The sequence below is a fragment of the Micromonospora sp. WMMD1120 genome (assembly GCF_029626235.1).
Classification (GTDB): Bacteria; Actinomycetota; Actinomycetes; order Mycobacteriales; family Micromonosporaceae; genus Micromonospora.
In genome coordinates, this window is record NZ_JARUBO010000005.1 from 6,036,778 (window position 1) to 6,055,982 (window position 19,205).

A 19,205-nucleotide genomic window follows, 5' to 3' on the forward strand; every position below is an offset into this window, starting at 1 on the left:
TCGTGATCCGTCCGCACGGAACACGAGCCCGAGCCGACCGTTAGGCGCCTCGGTCACCTGGGCGAGGGCCGGGCTCCCGGGGGTGGTACTCCGGGCGCAGCTTGGCGCTCGCGAACGCCGACTTCACCGCCGACTTCAGGGCGGCGATGTCGTACGCCCCGTGGTGACGTCTGCCGTTGATGAAGAACGTCGGGGTGCCGGTGACGCCGCTGAGGTCGGCGGAGTCGACGTCCTCGGCGATCCGGTCGACGCCCATCCGTTTGGCCATGTGCTCCCGGAACGCGTCCAGGTCCAGGCCGAGCTGATCGGCGTAGCCGAGCACGTCGGCGGGGTTGAGGGCGTCCTGGTGGGCGAGGAGCAGGTCGTGCATCTCCCAGAACGCGTTCTGCTCCCCCGCCGCCTCGGCGGCCTCGGCGGCGAGTTGGGCGTGCGGGTGGACGTCGGTGAGCGGTAGGTGCCGCCAGACGTACCGGACGTTGGCGAAGTCGGCGAGCAACTCCCGGACCACCGGCTCGGCCTGCCCACAGTAGGGGCACTCGAAGTCGCCGTACTCCACCACCGTCACCGGCGCGTCCAGGTCCCCGCGCATGTGGTCACGCTCCGCGTCGACGGGCAGCACGAGATCGACGATGCCCTCGGTGACACCGAGCAACGCCCGCGCCCGGCGGGCCGGCGAGAGTCGACCGACCGAGCGGAACACCAGCCAGGTGACCACCGACGCGCCGACCGTCGCCACGAGGATGCCGAACTTCGCCTCGTCCAGCGCGGGGCCGTGCAGCGCGTGGGTGGCGATCAGCAGCGCCACGGTGAACCCGATCCCGGAGACCGTGCCGACCCCCGCGACGGCCAGCCAGCCCACCGGCGGCCGGAACCGGTTGCCGCTGAGCCGGGCCACCAACCACGAGGTCACCACGATGCCGGCCGGCTTGCCGACGACGTACGCGACGACCACGCCGAGGGTGACCGGCGAGGTCACCGCGCGGGCCAGCAGGTCGCCGTCGATCACGATCCCGACGTTCGCCAGGGCGAAGAGCGGCACGACCAGGTAGCTCGCCCACGGGTGGAAGAGCGTCTGCAACCGCTCGTTCGGCGACAGCGCGGCGAACAGCCCGGCCTGGGCCATCCGGGCCAGCTGCGGGGTGGGCTGCTCCCGGAACAGCCGGAACTGGTCGCTGGCCCGTTGCAGGTCGCCGCGGCCGGGCGCGTAGGCGTAGGTCAACAGCCCCATGATCAGACCCACCACGACCGGGTCGACACCGGACTCCGACACGGCGAGCCAGGCCGCCACCCCCAGCAGCCCGTACACCGGCCCGAACCGCACTCCGGCGCTCCGCACCACCAGAACGACGACGAAGATCGCCGCCGCGACGAGCAGCGCGGTCACCGACGGATGCTCCGGGTACGCGATCGCCAGCACCGCGATGGCCACCAGGTCGTCGACGACGGAGACGGTCAGCAGGAAGCCGCGGAGCCGGTCGGAGAAGCGCGGTCCGAAGACGGCCAACGCGCCGAGCGCCAGCGCCGTGTCGGTGGCCATCACCGCACCCCAGCCCGCGGCGGTGGTCTGCCCGGCGTTGAACGCGAGGTAGATGCCGATCGGCAGCAGCATGCCGCCCACCCCGGCCAGCATCGGCAACGCCAGCCGACGACGCTCCCGCAGCTCGCCGATGTCGAACTCGCGGCGCAGCTCCAGCCCGGCGACCAGGAAGAAGAACGTCATCAGACCGCTGTTCACCCAGGTACGCAGCTCGTGCGACACCGGCCACTCGCCGAGTTGGACCGAGAAGGTGGTGGTCCACACCGACTCGTACGACGAGGGGTGCAGGTTGGCCCAGGCGAGCGCCGCCACCGCGGCGACCAGCACCACCCGCGCCCCGCCGGTCTCGGTACGCAGGAACGCGCGCAGCGGGGCGTTGAACCGCCCCTGCCAGGCCGTGCGGCTGGACCATCCCCGATGCGGGTTGTTGCTCGTCACGGGGGCAATCTTTCCCGACCCGCTCCCGGCGTGACTCCGAATCCCGGCCGAGGGTCGCGTCGGACACACGGGGGACCACACGCAGCGCCACCGGTTGGTAGCGTACCGGTGATCTCGTCGGGGCGGCTCGGCGGTGGTCCCCTGGGGAGGGTCGACATGTGGGCGGACGACGCCGCGCTGGACGCGGCGAGTCGCCGGCTCGACGAGTGGGAGTCGTCGCTCGTCGAACGGGCGGACCGGGCCAGGGCGCTGGCGGCCCGGGTGCGGGCCCTGACCGGCACCGCCCACAACCCCGATCGGACGGTCACGGTCACCGTCGATTCCGCCGGCCAGCTCGTCGACCTGCGACTCGACGAGCGCATCCGGCAGCAGCCCGGGAGCCGGACCGCCGAGCAGATCCTGACCGTCAGTCGAGCCGCGCGCGCCGACCTGCTGCGGCAGATCACCGCGATCACCACCGAAACCCTCGGCGACGACGACCCGAGCACTCGGGCGATCATCGACTCGTACCGTGATCGGCTCGGCCGCGACCAGGGGCCGAGCGATGCCGGCCGCTGACGGCATACAGGTCGACCCGGACGACCTGAGCGCACACGCCGCCCGGCTCGACCGCTGCGCCGACAGCCTCGACACCGCCCGGCAGGCGGGCCAGCACGTCCATCTGGGTGCCGACGCCTACGGGCAGCTCTGCGCCGTCCTGCCGGCGCTGCTCGGCAGCCTGCACCAGACGCTTGTCGACGGCACCGGCGCCGCCGGCGGGTCGGTGCGGGACACCGCCGACCGGCTCCGGCAGAGCGCCGACCGCTACCGGCACTCGGACACCCGGGCCCAGCGCCTGCTCGACGGGGTGCGACGGCCCCGGTGACCACCAACCCCCTCGTCGCCGCCGCGACGGACACCCCGCCCAGCGTCTGGGCGGGCGCGTGGATCTGCGAGGACATCGAACTCATCGCCCAGGGCCTGCGCGGCGGGAGTTGGATCGACGGCAGCCTCGGCGTGGTGAGCGCGGGCCTGGACGCTCTCGCCCTCGTCTCCGACCCGGTCGGCGCCCTCGTCCAATACGGGATAGCCTGGCTCATCGAGCACGTCAAGCCGCTCAGCGAAGCCCTGGACTGGCTCGCCGGCGATCCCGCCGCGATCACCGCGCACGCCCAGACCTGGCGCAACGTTGCCGGGTCCCTCCGCGAGGAGGTCGCCACGCTGGCCCACGCCGTCCGCGCCGACGTCGCCACGTGGGGCGGCAGCGCCGGCCCCGCCTACCGCGCCTGGGCCTCGGAACAACAGCAGGCCATCAGCGGCCTGGCCCGGGGCGCGGACGCGCTCGCCGCCATCACCGAGGGCGCCGCCGGCCTGGTCGCCGCCGTCCGGCTCCTGGTCCGCGACGCCGTCGCCGCGTGCGTCTCCCGCCTGATCGTGTACGCGGGCGAACTACTGGTGACCGGCGGACTGGCCGCCCCGCTGGTCGCGGAGCAGGTCAGCACGCTGGTGGCGTCCTGGGGTGCGCGGATCGCGCGGCTGCTTCGGGCACTGCTGAACAGTCTGCGCCGGCTGATGCCCGAGATCCGCCGCCTCGGCGACCTCATCGACAGGCTCAAGCAGGCGCTGGGACGACTCCAGCATCGGTCTCCCGACCCGCACGGCCCCGACAGCCCTGGGCCGACGAAGACGCCGGGTGATCTGGACCGACCGGACTTCACCGACGCGGAGATCGATCCTCGGAAGATCACCACTTACGCCATGAACCCGGACCACCCCGTCGGCAAGAACAAGTATCGCGTCATCAATTCTGCTACCGGCCTCGGCCCAGAGGACGCCGATATGATCATGCAACAGATCCGTGAGGGCGTACTCGCCGGTAGTCCGGTTCTCGGTAAGGCAGACCAGTTCGGCGAGCGGTGGTCCGTCGATCTACCTCTGACCGGGCCTAGTGGCGTGATCACTGTTCGCACAGCCTGGATACTGGAGGACGGGGCACCCGCACCTCGGATGGTGACCATCTCGTTTCCGCCCAAGGAAGGATGACGTAGTGGAGCTGTACGACGTGGTTGAGCTCCGAGAGGCCATCCCGAACGAACACCTTCCTGCCGGGGCGGTGGGTACGGTCGTTCACATCTTCGGTGGCCCACCGACCGCATACGAGGTCGAGTTCACCGATGCCGATGGCCGTACGGTCGCCATGGTCACGCTTCGGGCCGACCAGGTAATTCACCGAGACGGCTAGTTGGTCGACCTCGAAGCACCCCCGGAGCCGCTGCCGTTCGCAATCCCCATTGGGGGAATCATTAAGGCGCGAAGTTCGATGCACAGAGCTCAACGGTACTGACGCCGCTGGGCGGCGAGGATCTCCGACCTCACCTCCAACGGCAGCTCAACGACCTCGACTTCCAGCCCGAACCCACGCAGCGCCGCGGCAGCCCAGGAGCGCGCGGTCGTGAAGTGGTGGGCCGCCTCCGGGTCGGAGAGGCAGAGCACCAGGCGCGGCGGGTTCGGTAGCGACGAGGCCACGAACATCAGGCGAAAGGCGTCGGCGAGCACCTTGTGCTTCTGGGCGGACTTCGGCGGCCCCTGGTGTGCCCACGCCTCGACGAGGACGGTCAGGTCGTCGTCCGCCCCGTCGACCTCGACCCGGGACCCGTCCTCCAGCACGAATCGCCGAGGGCTGAGCGCGCAGCCCAGCCGGACGCCGAGCAGCCCGAGCATCACACTCTCGGCGTGCCGTTGCACCGCGCTGTCGCCGGCGGCCGGTACCGGCCGAGTCTCCTGCCGCACGATCGGCGCCGACGTTCCGCCCTCCCCCGGGGGTTCGTTCACGATCTTGCCGGCAGGGCCGACGTACCTGCGGAGGCGACGACTCTGCTCCAACCGGCGGCACGCCTGGTTGATCGTCTGCCGCGGCTGCACGTCGAGCCGCCGGGCGAGTTCGTCGTCGTCGAGCGGCGTCCCGGCACGCAGCAACTCCTGCATGACCCGCTCCGTGATCGTGAGGCCCCTCACCGACATCTGGCCTCCTTCGACTGGCTCGCTCACGGGCTGGTCGTCTGACTTGCGAAGGCGTCGTCCGGCCCGGACGCCGTCGAGCGCCGGTCAGGCGCGCGCAACGGCGTGCCGCGCGAGTATGCGGCGATACCGGTCATCAGGTTCGACCAGGTCTCGGCCCGCCACGTGGCACCCGTCCGGGTGACCAGCAGCAGACGTCGCCCGTTCCACCAGCCGTGCACCGCCGGCTCGCCCTCCGACGCCACCTGCACGTCGGGGAAGTCGCGCAGGGCGTCGAGGGCGGAGATAACGGCTTGACGGGTGGTCCGGCCGCCGGTGACGCGGACGACGGAACCACTGTCGAGCCGGGCACCGGTGAGCCGGTCCACCGCGTCGTGCAACGCTGAACGTCCCAGGATCCAGCCGAGCTCGGCCACGAAGTCGGTCTGCCCGAACAGCACACCGAAGGTGTGTCCGCCCAGGCCGGCCGCGTACCGCCGGACCGTCTCCACCGGCACCGCCGCAAGCCAGTCGGTCCATTCCGCGTACGCCTGCCGTAGCTCCTCGAACTGCTCGACGAGTTCGCTGTCCGGCTCAGTTTGGCAGTGAAGACCGCTACGCAGTGCCACGAGCCCGATGGTGGCGAGGGCCGCGTGCTCGTCGTCCAGGCACTCCTCCTGGTCGGTCATCCACAGTTGCAGCACGACCCAGTAGAGAAGGTCGGACCAGTCGCTCGGGTCCGGCAAGAGTCCGCCGGCGACCAAGGTCAGCACCAGTCGGCTGACGGCCAGCTTCGCGGGAAGCGGCCATCCCTCCGACGCGTCGACCAGACCGTCGACCTCACGTCGTAGTCGGGTGCGCTGGCCCGGCGTGAACGCGTCCAGCACCGTCGCGACAGTCTCCGCCCGGGCCGGCGGCCTCTCCGCCGTCGTCCTCCGCTCCTCCTGTCCGACCCGAGGCGAAGCGCCGTTGTCCTCGTCCGGGTCGTCAAAGATCTCTTCGTCGGCTGGCGTCGACCGGCTCCGGCCGTCCACGCCGAGGGTAAAACGCAGCAGCGCCGGCCCGACGGCCGCGGTGATCCGACCTTCCACCTGGCGCCGGCGGTCGATGCCGGGCGGGGTGGCGATGCCGTCCGGGCGGACGGAGGCCAGATAGGCGAGCGCCTCGACGAGCGCGGCCAGGTGCGCCTGGTCGGCGATGACGAGCGGCAGTGACGTGTGTTCCAGCGGGGACGGGCGGTCGATGCGCGACAGCGCCGCAGTCACGTCGGTCACCACCACGTCGCGGACTTCGACGCCCGAGTCCGTCTCCACGGTCACGGTCGCTCGCCCACTGGATACGAGGGACCAGTCGGCAGTCGGGACACCGACGTAGCGGTGGAGTTTGCCGTCGCTGTGGTGGTGGTCGAGCCGCAGCCCGTCGACCATGAGCCATGCCGGGGCCGACTCCACCTCGACCAGAACCGTGGCCTCCACCCGCTCGGCGTCGACCCGGACGCCGAACACGCGCAGGGCTGCCTCCGACGGGACACGTTCGCCGGGTTCCCGTACGTGCAGAGTCGCCGGCTGCGCCAGGTCCACCTCGTGGGCGGCTCCGCTGTCGATCAACGGGGCTGTCTCGGTGAGCAGGCCGAGCTCGCAGTTGCCGCCCGTGGCCATGGTCTCGACCAGGGCGGCCATGCTGCAGTTTGCGCTGCCGGTGAGGGCCCACGACTGGTCGACCGTTCTCCACTCCACGATCTTCGCGTGGTGGTAGCGGCTGCTCTTCGGAGTGGCGACCATCCCTGTCGGCGCGCGTTTGACCACTCGGGCGAGGGCGTCTGGGTCGCACTGGACGTCCCGGGTGAGCAGAAGGTGCAGTTCATCGGGTCCGAAGCGGTCGAGCAGCCGGCGTAGCGCCTCCGCCTGCGGGTCGAAGAACGGGGCGGCGACCGCGAGGGACGTGACGTGCGTCTTCGGCACCGGAAGCTGCTCGACGATCGGCCGTACCGCCGTCGTCACCAACACCGGTTGGCCGGGCGCCTGCCCCGCCGGACGGGCGGTGAGCAGCGCCGCGACCCGGTCGAGGCGTTCCCGACCGAGGTTCTCCACCCAAACCGCGGCGGGCAGACGACGCAGCCAGGCAGCGAGGTCATGGAACAGCTGCGGCACCGTCTGGCCTGCGCCGCGCAGCAGCGTCCAGACCTCGGCGTTGTGGTGCCAGCCAGACGGGGTGGCGTTGCCGGATCCGATGGCCACCACGGCGTCCGTCTCGGAGGCGATGACTACGAGCTTCGGGTGGAATGCTCCGCCTCCCTTGCAGACGACCGGCAGGGCCAGATAATCGGTCCGGCGGGGCCCCTGGGTGAGCTGTCCGGCGTCGTACAGGATGGTGGTGCGGGCTCGAACGGCCTGCGCTTCGCGCAGGCAGACGTCCTCGAAGAAGGACAGGTCACAGGTGTACGTGAGGACGAGGACCTCTTCGGCGTCAGCGAGCGGCCGGCCGCGCAGCAGCGCCGGCGGAGCGGCTCCCCGCAGGTCCTCCCACGGCGTCACGACGTCACCTCCGGGGCGTGCCGGCCGGGACGCCAGCTGCCGCCGTCGTGGGCCACCACATCCAGTTGCTGCATGACGTTGGTGAAGGTCGGCAGCCGGAGGGAAACCGCCCCCCGGCCTTCTCGGCCCTCCAGCCGCCACCGATCGCCGACGCGGCGCAGGCGGGTCGGCAAGCGCAGGCCGTATCGGGTCCACTGCATTTTCTGCCGGCTCACCGATTCGGCGCGATGGAACAGCGCGGCCGCAAGGTTGGAGACAGCCTCGGCCAGCGGGCGGTCGGCGTCGCGGTCGAGCCACTCGGCGACGTAGCCGGGTCCCAGGTCGTCGGCGAATGCCCCGACGAAGGCGTCCCGGGTGACCGGGTCGAGATGGTCCAGACGTCGGGCGCCGACGGCGAGCAGCCGCAGCATTCCCAGCACCGTCCAGTCGTCGACGTCGAGCGCGTCGCGGTACAGGTCGTGCTCGACCGGCAGCGGGGTGCCGGCGTTGTCGATCACCGGAGGGAGGCCGTCGACGAGCGCCTCGCGGACAGTTGCGTCCGGAAGAGCGCGGACGAACTCGGCGATCGCCTGCTCAAGGGTGCCGGCGGTGGACAACGGCGACACCAACCGCGCCCAGATCAGCCGCCACGCCCAGACCGACCAGTTGCGCAGCAGCGCACCACGCCAAACGAGGGCATGAGGGTGCAGGTCCTCGCCCACCAACTCCAGCAGCCCTGGCCGGAAGCAGCACCACCGATCCATGGACATGTCGATCGACTCCGCATCGACCTGCTCGCCGGTGAGCGCCCCCACCAACAGCGCGGCGCTGCGCCGATGAGTTCTGGCGTAACCGAGGCGGCCGCGGTCGACGAAGTAGGCGTTCCGCACGCACGCGCCGTCGGGTGCGTCGCCGATGGCGCACACGCACAAGTGGCGCAGGGCGTCGAGGTCCGCCACGGAAAGGGGCCTCCTCCGTTCCGCCACGCTCAGCACCTCGTCGAGGGCGGCGAGCTGGTCGGCGTTGGCCGCCGACCCAGGCAGGGGAATCCGCCCCCCGTCGGTAAGGCCGAGCACCGCCTCGATCCCCGCGTACGTCTGCAGGTAACCGCCAGGCACTCGGCTGTACGCGTCGGCCACTCGCCCGACATCCACGGCACGTTCCCGATCCAGTTCGGGCCGAACAGTGTTCACGCCATGCACCCCGAAGGATCCGGCCCGTAGGTGGTGATCGTGATCCGCCTCGTCGTGCGCGACGGACACCGCGCCGAGCACGACCTCGGCGCGGCGGACCAGCGCGCGGAACCGTTCCAGGTCCGTCTTGTCGGTCCAGCCGTGTCGCTGTGCCTCGATCGCGAGGCGGGCGTGCAGGGCCAGGTAACGGGCGTGGGGGGTGGTGGTGATGACGCCAGGAATCAGTGCAGCCGCGTGCGTGCCGATCACCGTCTCGACGGCGAGCGGCTGGCGGCCGGTGTCATCCGGGGCGTCGGGTTTGAGCGTCCACGCCGGACCCAGCATCGAGGTCACCAGCGCTCCCCCACGCTCGGCTGGTCCATGAGATCCACCGCGCTACGGAAGCAGACCAACCCCACGCGGCCTGCGAAGTGACGGATAACCGACACGCCCGCGGCGAAGTGCTGGGGCGGTGAGAGTCCCGATCCGGAGACGGTACGACGGCTGCTCCGCAGGCAACCGCCACGCCGGTTGAAGTGCTCGAAGCGATCGGAAGGATGCATCGACGGGACGCCGATCGGTCACCAGTCGCGGGCCCAGTCCGGTGGCGGTACGACGGCGAGCTGCGGTTCGCCGCTGATCGGTTCCAGAGCGTGCACGACCCGCAGGTCCCCGTCGGCGGCGGCGTCCTCGTCGGTGATGACACGACCACTGCTGCCATCGGTGCTGACCAGCAACCACCGGTCGGGGTGAATGCTGCCGTCGTCGACCAGCGCCCGCACCCCGAAGGCTCGGGCGAGAGTGGCCGCCAGCTCTTGCTCCCCCTGGCCGGTGGCGTCGACGAGCTCGGTGTCCCCGGTCAGGATCCAGCCGAATCCCTCGTCCTCGTCGGGGGGATTGAGCATAACGATCGGCCGCGGGTCATCGACGGCTCGGTCCTCGATTCGACCGATGTAGACCGCATCAGGTGAGATGCCGTAATCCTCGTTGAGGAACTGCCGAAGAGCAGCTGCGGGCAGTTCCTTCTCGAAGTGGATCTGATAGCGCAAGACTTACCCCCGGTAGCTCTTGTGGTGGCGGAAGACATCCAGCGCCCGCTCCTGCGCGGCCTCGGTCAGGAACGGATTGCGAGCCATCGCGGCCTTCGCCTTCTCGATGTCGCCACCAGCGGCAATGTACTCCTTCAGCGCGCCGTACTCGGCGCGGTTCAACTGCGCCAGGCCAGGCCCCGCCTCAGGAAAAACTGTGCCGCTCGGTTCGACCGCGTAGCTGCGGCCGTTGACCTGGTAGCGCTGCCGATCTGGGTCCCAGGTGGCGCGACCAGCTCCGATGTCATCCAGATCCTTGGCGACGTCCGTGCCGGGCAGGACGACCGTGTTGACTTCCTTCGAGGGGTTCTTCGGCCGGATGCTGTCGAGATTGTGCCGGGGGTGCGGCGGCTTGAGAGGAATCTTGCCGGCGGGCCCGGGGATGGCTCTTCGAGACGCATCGGTGGCGTCACCGGCGGCCTTCGGCCCGACCTCCGCGTAGCAACGTCACAACCTCCTGCAACGCCTGGCCCATCTGGGCCATCTGTCGGATCGACCGGTCCTGCAGCTCGTGGAGGCCGCCCGCCAAGGCGTCGACGTCGGCGGGCTGCCCGGTGGCGGGCTGGCCTTGTCGTAGGAGGTCGAGGGCCTCGTTGACAGCGGTCATTACATGCTCGGCCAGCTTCCACGAGGGCAAGCGCATCAGTCGCGGGTCGATGATGAACGAGTCGAGCCTGCCGCCGGTGATGGTGGCGGTGACCAGCCCGTCGGCGGCACTGCCATGGGCGGCAGGGACCTCATGGGAATCGGCGGGGGTTTCCGGGCGGTCGGACCGCACGGCCTCCAGCGCCCGACGCGTCTCGGTCAGCAGATCGTCCATCGAAGACAGCTCACGTTCGCCTACCACAACACGGGAAGATATCAGCTCAGTACGCAGCGTCAGCGCCCAGCGGGACGGTCGCCGAGATGGATTCCGCCGTGGACGTCACGCGCCTGCACCACCGACCCGTGAACGTCGCCGGAGACCGAGTTGGCGACACCGCCAGCACCCTCGCCTACGGCGGCTTCGACCTGCGACCACCGGGCTCGCAGCTCAGCCCCGAAGGCCACATCGCGGTGCGACTCTCGATCGAGCAGCTCGGCGAGGCGACTCACCGCTTCTGGCGAACTCTGCTGCAGGGCAGACTCGATGACGGCCCGTGATGCCGGTTCGTGCTGAAACCGGGTGCGCAGATAGGCGATCAGGGAGGACACCGCCGCCTGGCCACTCTGGGCCAGCTCAGTCGTCGCCCACGCGACCAGCGTTGTCGCCGCGGTCACCATGATCGGGTCGGTCACAACTCTGCCTCCCGCCATCGCCCCGACTCGTGGAGGCGAACATCCGACGCCGGTAATCAAGAAGTCTCGATGTTACCTTGAGTGCTCGCGCGAACACCTGACCCCGGAGGTCGCCGTGAACGGACAGCGCTGGGAAGCGGACCCTACCGCCGAGCTCACCCGCCGCTGGGGCAAGTCCTCTCACGAGCTGGGCAACACCTCAGGCGACGGCAGCTGCCCGGACGTCTGGGAGTTGAGCAACGGTGACATCGCGGTAATCGGGCAGGACCTCACCGAGGCCTACCAGGGACGGCTTCCCGCCGACGTCTCGGTGGATCCTGGCGAGCGACTTATCATCATTCCCCGGTCGACATTGATCGCGGCGAAGGTGGACATACCCGATGCATGACCTGTTCCGCGGTGATCCCGGTGAGTTGCTCCGTCTGGAGGACTACTGGGCGGACTTCGACGATCGGTTCTGGCGGACCGACGCTCCGGGCTTCTGGAAGCTGGAACGGCAGCAGACCTTCAAGGAGCCTGGCGACGAGGGATGGCAGGCGTTCGCCGACGGGCGATGGGAGGATTCGCTGCGAATCCTCGACGCGCGCCGCCCCGAGTTCCAGAGCTACTACCGGCGGATCGCGGAGAACGGGTTCACCACCCGCCGGGTACGGGTCGTCCACGAGCCGCTCACGCCGTACCTGCAGTGGGAGCTGCATGTGCTGCGGCTGCGGCACGAGTACGGGGGTCTGACCCGGGTGGTCCGCGCGGACGCGGTCGCGGCAGCCGAGTCAGGCGGTCAGCTGCCGGAGATCTACACCCTCGGCACCGAGGTGATGTACGAGGCCGTCTACGACGCCGACGGCGTGTTGGCAGCCGCCCGCCGCTGGCGTGACCCCGAGTTGGTGGGAAGCTGCCAGTCCTTCATCGAGTCGCTCTACCAGCGGGGTGAACCCCTGGACGAGTACTTCGCTCGTGTGGTGGCGCCGATGGGGTCTCCCCGCGCGGGGTGATGAGGTGGACGGCGTCGGTTCGGACGAGCCTGGGCAGCGGCCGGCTCAGGTGAACCGGTCCGAGCTGTCCGGCCCGGCGGAGCTGGTCCAGGCCCGTGATGTGTACGGCGGCGTGCACTTCCACGGCGAGGTGACTTCGCAGGAACGACCGCAACAGCTCCCCGGTGACGTACGCGGTTTCGTCAACAGGATCGAGGAGCTGCACACGCTCAACCAACTGCTGACCGAGGGCGATCAGAGCGTCGATGTCAGCCTGTCGGTGATCACCGGGACGGCTGGTGTCGGTAAGACATCGGTCGCCCTGCGCTGGGCGCACAGCGTCCGGAGCAGGTTCCCGGACGGGCAGCTCTACGCCAACCTGCGCGGATACGATCCGGGCGAGCCGGCGCAGCCGGATCAGATCCTCGACCGCTTCCTACGGGCACTCGGTGTTCCGCCCTCGGCGGTGCCGGCGGATCTGGATGATCGGGCGGCGCTGTACCGCTCACGCCTGGCCGGACGGCGCGTACTCGTGCTGTTGGACAATGCCGCATCGGCCCGGCAGGTGCGCCCGCTGCTGCCGGGCACGGACCGCTGCCTGGTCGTGGTCACGAGTCGGAACATGCTCTCCGGGCTGACCACCCGCGACGGCGGCCGACGGCTGACGCTGCGCATCTTGACCGAAGACGACGCCGTCACCCTGCTACGCGACATCACCTCGCCTTACCGAAGCGGCGACGACCCCGCCGAGCTGACCGAGTTGGCGCGTCTTTGCGCCCGGTTGCCGCTGGCGCTGCGCATCGCCGCCGAGCGAGCGGCGAGCCGGCCGTTCATGCCGCTCGGCGAGCTCATTCAGGATCTGCGCGACGAGTCGGCCCTGTGGGACGCCCTCACCGCCGAGGAGGACGAGGAGTCCGATGCCGTGCGGGCGGTCTTCGCCTGGTCCTACCGCGCCCTGAACCCGACGTCCGCGCGGCTGTTCCGGCTGCTCGGGCTGCACCCCGGGCCGGATTTCAGCGCCCCGGCCGCCGCCGCGCTGACCGGTGTGCCGCTGCCCCAGGTGCGGCAACCGCTCGACGCTCTGGTCAGCGTGAATCTGTTGGAACAGAGCTCTCCGGGCCGGTACCAACTCCACGACCTCCTGCGCGCCTACGCGGTCGACCAGGTGCGGCATCTGGAGAGCACGGAGGGTCGGCAAGCCGCGCTGCGCCGTGAGTTGGACTGGTACTTGCACACCGCCGACGCCGCGCTGAGCCGCACGCTGCCGTTCTACCGGACCGTACCGTTGGATCCGCCCACCGACGTCACGCCGCTCACCTTCGCGACCAACGCCGAGGCGGACGCCTGGTTCGACGCCGAACGGGACAACCTGGTAGCGGCAACCCGCGCAGCCGCCGAGGCGGGCCGACCGCGGATCGCCTGGCAACTGGCGGCGGTGCTGCGCAGCGTCTTCATGCATCAGAACGCCTTCGAAGGCTGGTTCACCACCGCCCGGATCGGACTGGCCGCAGCCCGTACGCTGGGCGACCGGCATGGCGAGGCGGAGGCGCTGGAGAGCCTCGGCAAGGCCCACTTCCAAGCTCGCCAACTCACCGAGGCCGCCGTACACCACCGGGCCGCGCTGGTCATCCGTCAGGAGATTGGCGACGAGTACGGCACAGCCGTGTCGATCAACGCGCTCGGGTTGCTGGGCCTGCGCCACCGTCACCTCACCGAGGCGCTCAGCCATTTCGGCGAGAGCCTGACGATCTTTGAACGGCTCGGCAACCAGCGGTGGCAGGCATTGCTGGTCAGCAACCTCGCCGAGACCCGCTACGAGCTGGGTGAGCTGACCGAGGCGGCGGCGCTGTTGGAGCGGGCGCTCGCGGTGCAGCGGGAGATTGACGACCGCGGCCAGGAGGGCAATTCGCTCTTCTTCCTGAGCATGACCCTGCGGGAAATCGGCCGTACCGACGAGGCCCTTGCCGCGATCACGTCGGCCATTGCCATCGCCGAGGGTGTCAGCCAGGTCTGGCTGGGGCACTGGCTGGTGGAGTACGCGCGGGTGCTGCGCGCCTCCGGCCGGCCCGCCGAGGCGCTGGAGGCCGTGCACCGGGCGGCCACGATTCAACGTCGGCTCGGTGACCGCAGCCGCGAGGCGATGGCCCTCGACGGCGCCGGTGAGGCGTACCGGGAGCTGGGGCAGGCGGACGAGGCGATCGCCTTCCACCTGCGCGCGGCGGCGGTGCACCGGCAGCTCGGGGACGATTGGCAGCTTGCCCTGACGCTGCACCATCTGGGCGGCGCGCTGACGACGGCGGGTCGCGCCGAGGAGGCCGGCCAGCACTGGCGGGAGGCTCACGCACTGCTGGCCAGGTTCGACGACCCGCGTGCTGCCGCGCTTCGCGAAGACATCGCGGCGTCGTTTTAGCTCTGCCTATCTCCGGCTTCGCACCCCTCACCGACGCAAGCGGCGGGAGCAGTTGCCGTCGTGGCCGTCGCGCAGGAGGCAGCGTCGGCCGCCAGGTAGCCGCAGGTCGCAGAAGACCCGATGGCGGAGGAACTGCTGGTCCTCCTCGGAGACCGTGGTCTCCCCCGGGTCGGCCATCGGCAGCACCAGCATCCACCGACCGATGACCCGGGCCAGGCGTTGCGCGGCGGGCAGGTCGGTGGCAACGACGGGCAGGTGGATGACGTACCGCTGGCTCATCAGGCCTGGCCCCGCTCGTTTCGGGTGCCGGCGTGGTCGGCCTGCCGGCGACGCAGGCCGGCCTTGATCCGGGCCGTCTCGAGGCGGCTCTCGGCGAGAGCGGCGTAGACGGCGGCCATGTCGACGGCGACCCGGTCGAGGAAGGCGTACACGTCGTCGGGGTTCAGACCGCGACGCCCGAGCCCGGTCGGTGGAAAGCGGCGCTCGCGCACCTGCCACGGCAACAGACCGGTGTACGCGGCGGAGCGGTAGGTCGCGCCGCCGCGCGGCGGCTCTGGTCGCTGGTTGCTGACGTTCATGTCTGCCTGCCTTCCCGCCATGCCGGGATCTTCGGGGATGCACGGCGGCCGTTCGGGGGGACCGGCCGGCCGCCGTGCTGTGATCAGCCTGCGACAGTCCGCAGTGGAAACGCAACGTTCCACACCGCAATTTCGCCGTTGTGCATTGACTTTCTTTGCTGAAAGCCGTAGGAGTTGCAGGAGCAGGTCACGCAGTGTTGCGTGACGGAACCAGGGAGTGTGCGGATGCCCGAAGACATCGGATCGACAGTGCCGCGCCGGCAACTCGGCCGGCTGCTGCGACAGTTCCGCAACGAGGCCGGGGTGACGCTCGATGCCGCCGCCGAGGCCCTCGAATACAGCCGGCAGAAGATCTGGCGCCTCGAATGCGGCCAGGGCTCCGTCCGGGTGCTCGACGTCAAGGCGATGTGCGAGCTGTACGGGGTGTCGCCCGAGATGACCGAGGCGATGCGCGGGCTGGCCGCGGAGACGAAGTCGAAGGGCTGGTGGCATGCGTACGGGGATGCGGTGCCGAACTGGTTCGAGCTGTACGTGGGGCTGGAATCCGCCGCCGCCCACCTGCGCGAGTACGGCGAGAACCTCATCCCCGGGCTGCTGCAGACCCGCGCCTACGCATTGGGTTTGTTCCGACCCACGAGTCGGTTGAGCATCGAGGAGCGCGAGCGGGCGGTCGAGGTGCGGCTGAAGCGTCAGAGTCTGCTCACTCGTCGGCTTCCACAGCCGCCACACCTGGACGCCATCCTCTCCGAAGCGGTGCTGCGCCGTGTTGTGGGCGGCCCTACGGTGATGACTGGGCAGCTTGCTCACCTGCTCAAAGCATCGGAGCTGCCGAACGTTTCGGTTCGCATTGCGCCACTCGCGGCAGGGCCCCATCCCGGTGCGGTCGCAGGCTCCTTTGTGCTACTGGACTTCCCGGCCACGAAGGGCGGCCGGGCCGTCCCGGAACCGTCGGTCGTCTACAGCGAGTCGCTGACCGGGGCGCTCTACCTCGACAAGCCAGACGAGCTTCGGGCCTATGAAGACGTCTGGAAGGGTCTGGATGCCCTCGCCCTCGATCAGGCAGACTCAAGAGACATGATCAAGCGAATCGCCGGGGAGATGCGGCATGACTGACCTGACCGGCGCCGTCTGGCGCAAGAGCACCCGCAGCGGCGACAACGGCGGCAACTGCGTCGAGGTCGCCACCAATCTTCCCGGCGTCGTGGCCGTCCGCGACTCCAAAGACCACACTGGCCCTGTCCTCACCTTCAGCTCGGACAACTGGTCCGCCTTCGTCACTGCGACCAAGGGGAGCTAACTCCGCCCGCCGATGAGGGGACACCGCAGCCCCACACTCGGCCATCCGGGTGATCTTGAAGCGCTGCCAGTTCACGGCTCCCTGACCGACTTACGCCAGGTAGCGGTCCAGAAGGGTGTCGTCGTAGGCCATCTCGTGCCCCAGCTCGCGCAGCGCCGCCTCGATGGCGACCTGGTCGTCCAGCGGCAACCAGGTCGCCGGCTCGTAATCCATGCCGTGCGCGTGGTCTTCCCGGCCGAAGGTGGCGAGCAGGCTGGGCGGCGCCAGTTCCGCGGTCCGCAACCGGGGATCCGGCCGCCAGTAGACGTCGAGTTCGTCATACCAGTCGAACGGGACCTCGTCGCCCAGGTCATCGAACGGCGGCTCGCCGTCCATGGCCGCCCGCTCATCGAACCGGGCCTTGACCAGGGCAAGCGCGAGCGGTGATTGGCGCACCTCCCCCAGCGTCTTCGGCTCGGTGACCGCCTTGATCAGCTCCACGTCACGCAACGCCACGTCGTAGGGGAGGACTGCCAGCCAGTCCTGCGGATCTGCCTTGAAGTGTCGCGTCATCTCGGGTTGCTCGTCGAGCCACGAGCGGTCGGCCCGTCCATAGGTGCCCACGTAGTACCGCACAGTCAGCCTGCCCTTCGATCTCAGTTATCTTGATGCCGATCTTGCTCTTGCTGCTCCTGATGCTCAGGGGGTCTTCCGCGCCGAGTTGGCGAAGGTGACCACGCCCCGGACGAGCCACGGCAGTCACTGGTCGGACCAGAACACACCCCCCACGCGAAAAATCAAAGCGCGTAATTGATAACGGGGGTTATCAGGCAGTGGTGTCGACTACGGCGACCAGGGCGACTACAGTGAGCTTCCTTGATCGCGGGGGAGGTGAGAGCGTGGCCGTCGACCTGATGTCGTACGGTGAGATTGCCCTGTTGGCGCAGGTTGAGCGCCCGGTGGTGACGACCTGGCGGCGCCGGCACCCCGACTTCCCCGCCCCGATCTTCGGCAGCGGCGGTCAGCCGCTCTTCCCCGCCGACGCCGTCCTCACCTGGCTGCTGGACCGCAAGCTCGGCAACGCCGACGCCGACAGCTTGCGCGCCGAACGCGCGATGCACACCCTGGCCGCGTACGCCCGTGAGCACGGCGGTCGTCGTCTGATGCTGTCCCTGGGTGCCGCCCTCTGCCTGCGTCACCTCGCCGGAAGGCCACTGCCGGCCGACCCGCTGCCGCTGGCCGAGCGTCTCGACCCCGAGGACGAGTTCCTGCTCACCAACCTGCGGGAGGCCCCGGCGTTGGCCGATCTTCCGGGGATGGTCGAGCAGTTGATCGAGGGTGCCTACGAAGCGAGCCAGGCTTACCAGTTCCTGCTCGGCAACTGTGCTCGCTTCGGTTGGCCAGAACTGGCCACCGACGCGCTCACTCCCCATCTGGTCACGCTGATCCGGCTCGCCGCCGACGTGCCGGGCCGGTTGCGCACCGACGGCCACCTGACGGTTGGTGACCCTTACGCATGCGCCGGCGATCTCCTCGCCGCGCTGCTGGTCGATCAGGAGCCGGACGCGTTGACCTTCAACGCCGCACAGCCGGACCCGGAGTTGGCCCGCCTGATCCGCCGCCGCCTGCTGCTGGCCGGCGTGCCCGAGTTCAACTTCGCAGTGCTCCCGGACGACCTGAACGACGAGTTCGCCGACGTGAACGCGATCGTCACCAGGCTTCCCTACCAGCCCGCCGAGCTCTGCGACCCAGCCGAGGATCTCGCCAGGATCAGCGACATCGCCGATCGGCTCGGCCCCGGCTGCACCGCCGTCGTCGTCGGCCCCGCCGCGAGTCTGGTCGACGCCCTACGCGACACCGACGCGATCGTCAAGCGGGCGAACCTGCTGACCAGTGGCCTCGTCGAGGCCGTGGTGCGGCTCCCCGGCGGTGTCTTTCCGGCCCGCCCTGGCCACTCCGTCGCGCTCTTGACGCTGACCCGCGATCCCGTCCCGGATACCCAGGGCCGCCTGCTGCTGGCCGACCTCAGCGGAGGCGCCCTGGATCAGCGCGTGGTGGAGGCCGCGGCCGAAGACATACTGTTGTGGCGCGGCGAGGGACACCGGCGTGACGGCCACGACCCTCGAACGGGCCTGGTCGTCCCGCTCGACGCCCTCGATCTGCGCCGCGGCGCGGCGCTGCGGCCGCCAGGCCCGGCCTCGGTGACCCTGCGTTCTCGGCAGGCCGCTGATCGGCCCGCGCTTATCGGTGAGGTCGAGCGCCGTCTCACCGACGCCGAGCAAGAGACGATTCGGTACGCCGAGGAGCACGGTGCCCTGAACACCGGGGCGGTGCAGCGTGACGGAAGCCGGCCGAGGGAGCTGCCCCTCGGCGCACTGCGCACGGCTCGCCGGGTCCGTCTCCTCCCGGGGCACCGCCTGTCACCCGAGCACGCCGGGCCGCGCGGTCACCATCGGGTCATCGGCGCGGCGGAGGTGGTCGCACAATCGTCGAAGCGCTGGATGGACCGGCTCACGCTGGCCGCCGAATACCCACACATCGCCCTCACGGAACCGGGTGACCTCGTGGTCACGGTCGTGCCCCAGTTCGGCGTCTTCCTCGACGAGGACGGCTTCTCGGTAATTGAGTTTCCGGCCCGTGGTCTGCGCATCTCCCCCGGCGACGCCCTCACCCCGCGGGTGCTGAAAGTGCTGCTGGACACCGCCCGCAACACCGCACGTAGCCCCGGTGCGGTGCACGGCCCACGGCTGCGCGACGTGACGATTCCCGACCTGAGCCGGGACGAGGCGGTCCGCCTGGACGAGGTGCTGCGCCGCCTCGACGAACGCGAGCGCCTACTCCGGCGGCAGGCCGCCCTCCTCGCCGAACTGCGCGAACTCGCCGTAGCCGGCTTCGCCGACGGCACCCTCACCACTCTGTACGGTACGAACTCCTGAACGAGAGAACGGAATACCCAGTGCCCCCACGC

At 70.0% G+C, this 19,205-nt stretch carries 21 protein-coding genes; 10 read left to right on the forward strand and 11 right to left on the reverse strand.

The window, feature by feature from the left end; all coding sequences use genetic code 11:
• Nucleotides 1-40 precede the first annotated feature (40 nt).
• Nucleotides 41-1,975, reverse strand: a complete 1,935-nt coding sequence (locus O7634_RS27830; protein WP_278153084.1) for a Na+/H+ antiporter NhaA — start codon at nucleotides 1,973-1,975, stop codon at nucleotides 41-43.
• 156 nt (nucleotides 1,976-2,131) lie between these two features.
• Here O7634_RS27830 and O7634_RS27835 point away from each other — a divergent pair, with 156 nt between their 5' ends.
• From O7634_RS27835 to O7634_RS27850, 4 genes are read left to right on the forward strand one after another with little or no spacing between them, the layout of a single operon-like run.
• Entirely contained in the window at nucleotides 2,132-2,533 is a 402-nt protein-coding gene (locus O7634_RS27835; RefSeq protein ID WP_278153085.1) for a YbaB/EbfC family nucleoid-associated protein, read from the forward strand.
• On the forward strand, nucleotides 2,520-2,840 hold the full coding sequence (locus O7634_RS27840) for a type VII secretion target (RefSeq protein WP_278153086.1): 321 nt from the start codon (nucleotides 2,520-2,522) through the stop codon (nucleotides 2,838-2,840). The genes O7634_RS27835 and O7634_RS27840 overlap by 14 nt, the downstream gene beginning before the upstream one ends.
• The gene (locus O7634_RS27845; protein ID WP_278153087.1) at nucleotides 2,837-3,997 is read left to right on the forward strand and encodes a WXG100 family type VII secretion target; all 1,161 of its coding nucleotides are present in this window, start codon (nucleotides 2,837-2,839) and stop codon (nucleotides 3,995-3,997) included. Before O7634_RS27840 ends, O7634_RS27845 begins: the two co-directional genes overlap by 4 nt.
• Before the next feature lie 4 nt (nucleotides 3,998-4,001).
• Nucleotides 4,002-4,196 carry a DUF4926 domain-containing protein gene (locus O7634_RS27850; protein WP_278153088.1) on the forward strand — a complete coding sequence of 65 codons (195 nt, stop codon included), beginning with the start codon at nucleotides 4,002-4,004 and terminating at the stop codon, nucleotides 4,194-4,196.
• Nucleotides 4,197-4,285: 89 nt separating this feature from the next.
• On the opposite strand, the gene O7634_RS27855 is transcribed toward O7634_RS27850, so the two are convergent.
• The 7 genes from O7634_RS27855 to O7634_RS27885 all read right to left on the reverse strand — a co-directional run bounded on the left by O7634_RS27855 (nucleotide 4,286) and on the right by O7634_RS27885 (nucleotide 11,002).
• Complete coding sequence (locus O7634_RS27855) at nucleotides 4,286-4,975, reverse strand: hypothetical protein (protein ID WP_278153089.1); 690 nt, start codon at nucleotides 4,973-4,975, stop codon at nucleotides 4,286-4,288.
• 23 nt (nucleotides 4,976-4,998) lie between these two features.
• Nucleotides 4,999-7,485 (reverse strand): hypothetical protein, encoded by a 2,487-nt coding sequence (locus O7634_RS27860; RefSeq protein WP_278153090.1) that lies wholly within the window; start codon nucleotides 7,483-7,485, stop codon nucleotides 4,999-5,001.
• Nucleotides 7,482-8,990 (reverse strand): hypothetical protein, encoded by a 1,509-nt coding sequence (locus O7634_RS27865; protein ID WP_278153091.1) that lies wholly within the window; start codon nucleotides 8,988-8,990, stop codon nucleotides 7,482-7,484. The genes O7634_RS27860 and O7634_RS27865 overlap by 4 nt, the downstream gene beginning before the upstream one ends.
• A 227-nt stretch (nucleotides 8,991-9,217) precedes the next feature.
• The gene (locus O7634_RS27870) at nucleotides 9,218-9,685 is read right to left on the reverse strand and encodes a hypothetical protein (RefSeq protein WP_278153092.1); all 468 of its coding nucleotides are present in this window, start codon (nucleotides 9,683-9,685) and stop codon (nucleotides 9,218-9,220) included.
• 3 nt (nucleotides 9,686-9,688) lie between these two features.
• Nucleotides 9,689-9,847, reverse strand: coding sequence for a hypothetical protein (locus O7634_RS27875; protein ID WP_278153093.1), 159 nt, complete (start codon nucleotides 9,845-9,847; stop codon nucleotides 9,689-9,691).
• A 286-nt stretch (nucleotides 9,848-10,133) separates the two neighbouring features.
• Nucleotides 10,134-10,544, reverse strand: coding sequence for a YbaB/EbfC family nucleoid-associated protein (locus tag O7634_RS27880; protein ID WP_278153094.1), 411 nt, complete (start codon nucleotides 10,542-10,544; stop codon nucleotides 10,134-10,136).
• Nucleotides 10,545-10,603: 59 nt separating this feature from the next.
• Nucleotides 10,604-11,002, reverse strand: a complete 399-nt coding sequence (locus O7634_RS27885; protein WP_278153095.1) for a hypothetical protein — start codon at nucleotides 11,000-11,002, stop codon at nucleotides 10,604-10,606.
• A 115-nt stretch (nucleotides 11,003-11,117) separates the two neighbouring features.
• Here O7634_RS27885 and O7634_RS27890 point away from each other — a divergent pair, with 115 nt between their 5' ends.
• The 3 genes from O7634_RS27890 to O7634_RS27900 are packed head-to-tail and all read left to right on the forward strand — an operon-like array spanning nucleotide 11,118 to nucleotide 14,383.
• Nucleotides 11,118-11,390 (forward strand): hypothetical protein, encoded by a 273-nt coding sequence (locus tag O7634_RS27890; RefSeq protein WP_278153096.1) that lies wholly within the window; start codon nucleotides 11,118-11,120, stop codon nucleotides 11,388-11,390.
• On the forward strand, nucleotides 11,383-11,994 hold the full coding sequence (locus O7634_RS27895) for a DUF6879 family protein (protein ID WP_278153097.1): 612 nt from the start codon (nucleotides 11,383-11,385) through the stop codon (nucleotides 11,992-11,994). The genes O7634_RS27890 and O7634_RS27895 overlap by 8 nt, the downstream gene beginning before the upstream one ends.
• Entirely contained in the window at nucleotides 11,930-14,383 is a 2,454-nt protein-coding gene (locus tag O7634_RS27900; RefSeq protein ID WP_278153098.1) for a tetratricopeptide repeat protein, read from the forward strand. Before O7634_RS27895 ends, O7634_RS27900 begins: the two co-directional genes overlap by 65 nt.
• Before the next feature lie 27 nt (nucleotides 14,384-14,410).
• On the opposite strand, the gene O7634_RS27905 is transcribed toward O7634_RS27900, so the two are convergent.
• Nucleotides 14,411-14,662 carry a hypothetical protein gene (locus O7634_RS27905; protein WP_278153099.1) on the reverse strand — a complete coding sequence of 84 codons (252 nt, stop codon included), beginning with the start codon at nucleotides 14,660-14,662 and terminating at the stop codon, nucleotides 14,411-14,413.
• Nucleotides 14,662-14,961 carry a DivIVA domain-containing protein gene (locus O7634_RS27910; RefSeq protein ID WP_278153100.1) on the reverse strand — a complete coding sequence of 100 codons (300 nt, stop codon included), beginning with the start codon at nucleotides 14,959-14,961 and terminating at the stop codon, nucleotides 14,662-14,664. The genes O7634_RS27905 and O7634_RS27910 overlap by 1 nt, the downstream gene beginning before the upstream one ends.
• 225 nt (nucleotides 14,962-15,186) lie before the next feature.
• Between O7634_RS27910 and O7634_RS27915 the strand changes: the two genes are divergently transcribed.
• Both O7634_RS27915 and O7634_RS27920 read left to right on the forward strand, forming a co-directional pair.
• Nucleotides 15,187-16,074, forward strand: coding sequence for a helix-turn-helix transcriptional regulator (locus O7634_RS27915; RefSeq protein WP_278153101.1), 888 nt, complete (start codon nucleotides 15,187-15,189; stop codon nucleotides 16,072-16,074).
• On the forward strand, nucleotides 16,067-16,258 hold the full coding sequence (locus O7634_RS27920) for a DUF397 domain-containing protein (protein WP_278153102.1): 192 nt from the start codon (nucleotides 16,067-16,069) through the stop codon (nucleotides 16,256-16,258). The genes O7634_RS27915 and O7634_RS27920 overlap by 8 nt, the downstream gene beginning before the upstream one ends.
• Nucleotides 16,259-16,348: 90 nt before the next feature.
• On the opposite strand, the gene O7634_RS27925 is transcribed toward O7634_RS27920, so the two are convergent.
• Complete coding sequence (locus O7634_RS27925) at nucleotides 16,349-16,873, reverse strand: hypothetical protein (RefSeq protein ID WP_278153103.1); 525 nt, start codon at nucleotides 16,871-16,873, stop codon at nucleotides 16,349-16,351.
• Nucleotides 16,874-17,136: 263 nt separating this feature from the next.
• Here O7634_RS27925 and O7634_RS27930 point away from each other — a divergent pair, with 263 nt between their 5' ends.
• On the forward strand, nucleotides 17,137-19,173 hold the full coding sequence (locus O7634_RS27930) for an SAM-dependent DNA methyltransferase (RefSeq protein WP_278153104.1): 2,037 nt from the start codon (nucleotides 17,137-17,139) through the stop codon (nucleotides 19,171-19,173).
• Nucleotides 19,174-19,205 lie beyond the last annotated feature (32 nt).

Coding starts and splice junctions, on each gene's coding strand:
- O7634_RS27835 (WP_278153085.1), top strand. CDS start 2,132: ATGTGGGCGGACGACGCCGCGCTGGACGCGGCGAGTCGCCGGCTCGAC.
- O7634_RS27840 (WP_278153086.1), top strand. CDS start 2,520: ATGCCGGCCGCTGACGGCATACAGGTCGACCCGGACGACCTGAGCGCA.
- O7634_RS27855 (WP_278153089.1), bottom strand. CDS start 4,975: ATGTCGGTGAGGGGCCTCACGATCACGGAGCGGGTCATGCAGGAGTTG.
- O7634_RS27880 (WP_278153094.1), bottom strand. CDS start 10,544: ATGGACGATCTGCTGACCGAGACGCGTCGGGCGCTGGAGGCCGTGCGG.
- O7634_RS27895 (WP_278153097.1), top strand. CDS start 11,383: ATGCATGACCTGTTCCGCGGTGATCCCGGTGAGTTGCTCCGTCTGGAG.
- O7634_RS27905 (WP_278153099.1), bottom strand. CDS start 14,662: ATGAGCCAGCGGTACGTCATCCACCTGCCCGTCGTTGCCACCGACCTG.
- O7634_RS27910 (WP_278153100.1), bottom strand. CDS start 14,961: ATGAACGTCAGCAACCAGCGACCAGAGCCGCCGCGCGGCGGCGCGACC.
- O7634_RS27915 (WP_278153101.1), top strand. CDS start 15,187: ATGCCCGAAGACATCGGATCGACAGTGCCGCGCCGGCAACTCGGCCGG.
- O7634_RS27920 (WP_278153102.1), top strand. CDS start 16,067: ATGACTGACCTGACCGGCGCCGTCTGGCGCAAGAGCACCCGCAGCGGC.